Below are 2,991 nucleotides of genomic sequence, written 5' to 3' on the forward strand. Positions count from 1 at the left end.
CAGGGCGGGGGCTGGACGGCGGGCGCGGCGGGACGCCAGGCGCGCGGCCCGTAACGCCGCCAGACCTCGCCCCAGCGGCCGATGCGGCCGACGACCAGCAGGATGGCGACCGCGATGACGGTGTAGTACGAGTACCAGAGGATCGCGTTGCCGACGGCGTCGTTGCCCTGGCGCCAGGAGTCGGGGGTGAACAGCTCCAGGGGCAGCACCCACCAGGTCCCGAGGTAGCCGTTCCACAGCAGGGACCAGACCAGCCAGCCCACGAGGAAGGCGATCAGGGCGCCGCTGAGCAGTTGCCGGGCCGGGATCTCCTCGGGTTCCTGTTCCGGACGGGGCTGATGGCCGTAGCGCCACACGCCCGGCGCCGCCTCCGGGCGGGGGGTCCGCAGCCAGGTGAGGAAGGGGGAGCCGTCCGGTTTCGGTGGCACACCGGGCGGCAGCGAGGGAGCCGGTGGCGCGCCGGGCGGCATGGGCGGCACCCCCGCCCCCTCACGAGGTGGCGTAGGCCGTGGTACAGGCGTCGCATGTGTGCCGCGTGGGTCGTGCGTGCTGTCGCTGTCCATCGACCTTGCCCCCTGACCAGCCGTTCCGTCCGCCGTTCCGTCGCTCATCAGCGAGTCAATCTAACGCCCCGGCAGGGGGAGTTCACCGCTTACCCGGCCGGGAGGGTCCGCGCCCGCCCGGGTGGGCTATGTCCACGGCGGACAAGGGGAGCCGCCGACAACGCCCACATGGAGCATGCCCACCCCCCGTGACCGGTCTTAGCCTGCGAGAAAAGAAGGTATGCGTCCGAAAACGCACCGCCCGGAACCCCCCGGACCGCCCGGTACGCAAGATCATCAGGGAGCCCCCATGACCGCACTTCCGCAGGAGCGCCGCGTCGTCACCGCCATCCCCGGCCCGAAGTCGCAGGAGCTTCAGGCCCGCCGTACCGCCGCGGTCGCGCAGGGCGTGGGCTCCGTGCTGCCCGTGTTCACCACGCGTGCGGGCGGCGGCATCATCGAGGACGTCGACGGCAACCGGCTGATCGACTTCGGCTCGGGCATCGCCGTGACCAGCGTGGGTGCGTCCGCCGAGGCCGTTGTCCGGCGTGCCTCCGCGCAGCTCGCCGACTTCACCCACACCTGTTTCATGGTCACCCCGTACGAGGGCTACGTGGAGGTCGCGGAGGCGCTGGCCGAGCTGACCCCGGGCGACCACGCCAAGAAGTCCGCGCTGTTCAACTCCGGCGCCGAGGCCGTGGAGAACGCCGTCAAGATCGCGCGTGCGTACACCAAGCGGCAGGCCGTCGTCGTGTTCGACCACGGTTACCACGGGCGCACCAACCTCACCATGGCGCTGACCGCCAAGAACATGCCGTACAAGCACGGCTTCGGGCCGTTCGCGCCCGAGGTCTACCGGGTGCCGGTCGCGTACGGCTACCGCTGGCCGACCGGGCCGGAGAACGCCGGTCCCGAGGCCGCCAAGCAGGCCATCGACCAGATCACCAAGCAGGTCGGCCCGGACAACGTCGCCGCGATCATCATCGAGCCCGTCCTCGGCGAGGGCGGCTTCATCGAGCCGGCCAAGGGCTTCCTGCCCGCCATCCGCCAGTTCGCCGCGGACAACGGCATCGTGTTCGTCGCCGACGAGATCCAGTCCGGTTTCTGCCGGACGGGTCAGTGGTTCGCGTGCGAGGACGAGGGGATCGTCCCGGACCTCATCACCACCGCGAAGGGCATCGCCGGCGGTCTGCCGCTCGCCGCCGTCACCGGGCGCGCCGAGATCATGGACGCCGCGCACGCCGGTGGCCTCGGCGGCACGTACGGCGGTAACCCCGTCGCCTGCGCCGGTGCGCTCGGCGCCATCGAGACGATGAAGGAGCTGGACCTCAACGGCAAGGCCAAGCGGATCGAGGAGGTCATGAAGGGCCGCCTCGCCGCCATGGCCGAGAAGTTCGACATCATCGGTGACGTGCGGGGCCGCGGCGCCATGATCGCCATCGAGCTGGTGAAGGACCGTACGACCAAGGAGCCGAACCCGGAGGCCACCGCCGCGCTGGCCAAGGCCTGCCACGCCGAGGGCCTGCTGGTGCTCACCTGCGGCACCTACGGCAACGTGCTCCGCTTCCTGCCGCCGCTGGTCATCGGCGAGGACCTGCTGAACGAGGGCCTCGACATCATCGAGCAGGCGTTCGCGCGCATCTGAGCAGCAGGTCTGCACCTCTGAAGGGTCCCTGCGGCAGGCCGTGTGAAGAAGGTGTGCGGGGTGGATGACGGGAGCGGATTCCGTCTGCCGAAGCGCACCGGCCTGCCGTAGGTTCTCTTCAGATGAGAGATACACCCGTCCACAGGGGACTGCGGACGGACACCGGGCCGGGGCCTCCCCAGCTTCGACCTGGTCGTGCCCTCGCGCACACAACCGGCGCCTGACGGCTCCGGGATCTCCTCACCGATCGGACGGTCGCCGCCCCAAACCCCCCGGGGCGTGCGACGTTCCGATCCGGACGGCCGCCTCGGAACCACCCCCCCTTGTTCCGGGGCGGCCGACCTCCTTCCTCCCCGGCCGGACCCGACCTGCCAAGCTGGGCCCATGCTGCTCCTGGTCCTCCCGGCGCTCGTCTTCGCCCTCATCACCTGGCAGGTCGCCGCCGACGGGCCGCTGCTCCGGCTGGACGCGGACGCCAGCCGGGCCCTCGTCCACCCGGACCGGTTCTCCGATCTCCTCTCCGACCTCGGCAATGTCCAGGTCGCCGTCCCCGCGCTCGCCGTGGCGCTCGGGTACACGGCCTGGCGGGGCCGGGCCGCCGGGACGCGGCGGTGGTGGCTGCCGCCGCTCGCCGCGGCCGTGCTGATGGCACTGGTCCCGGCGATCGTCGTCCCGCTGAAGGAGTGGACGGCCCGGCCGGGAACCCCGGTGGTGCCCCCGGGGACCGGCTACTTCCCGTCCGGCCACACGGCGACCGCGGCGGTCGCGTACGGCTCCGCGGCCCTGCTCCTCCTCCCCCTCCTC

Annotated in this window: 2 protein-coding genes and 1 pseudogene; 2 read left to right on the forward strand and 1 reads right to left on the reverse strand. The window is 71.7% G+C overall.

Annotation, left to right across the window (positions count from 1 at the left end):
• Positions 1-563: pseudogene (locus CCN44_RS40650) on the reverse strand (ATP-binding protein); the annotation flags it as partial.
• Positions 564-852: 289 nt separating this feature from the next.
• On the opposite strand from CCN44_RS40650, the gene gabT reads away from it, so the two are divergent.
• Together gabT and CCN44_RS40660 are read left to right on the forward strand one after the other, a co-directional pair.
• Positions 853-2,187, forward strand: coding sequence for a 4-aminobutyrate--2-oxoglutarate transaminase (gabT, locus tag CCN44_RS40655; protein ID WP_059252887.1), 1,335 nt, complete (start codon positions 853-855; stop codon positions 2,185-2,187).
• A 384-nt stretch (positions 2,188-2,571) separates the two neighbouring features.
• Positions 2,572-2,991: phosphatase PAP2 family protein (locus tag CCN44_RS40660; RefSeq protein ID WP_462509668.1), on the forward strand; the 420-nt coding region annotated here is incomplete at its 3' end.

The sequence above is a fragment of the Streptomyces tricolor genome (genome assembly GCF_002155905.1).
Taxonomy (GTDB): domain Bacteria; phylum Actinomycetota; class Actinomycetes; order Streptomycetales; family Streptomycetaceae; genus Streptomyces; species Streptomyces tricolor.

Coding starts and splice junctions, on each gene's coding strand:
- gabT (WP_059252887.1), top strand. CDS start 853: ATGACCGCACTTCCGCAGGAGCGCCGCGTCGTCACCGCCATCCCCGGC.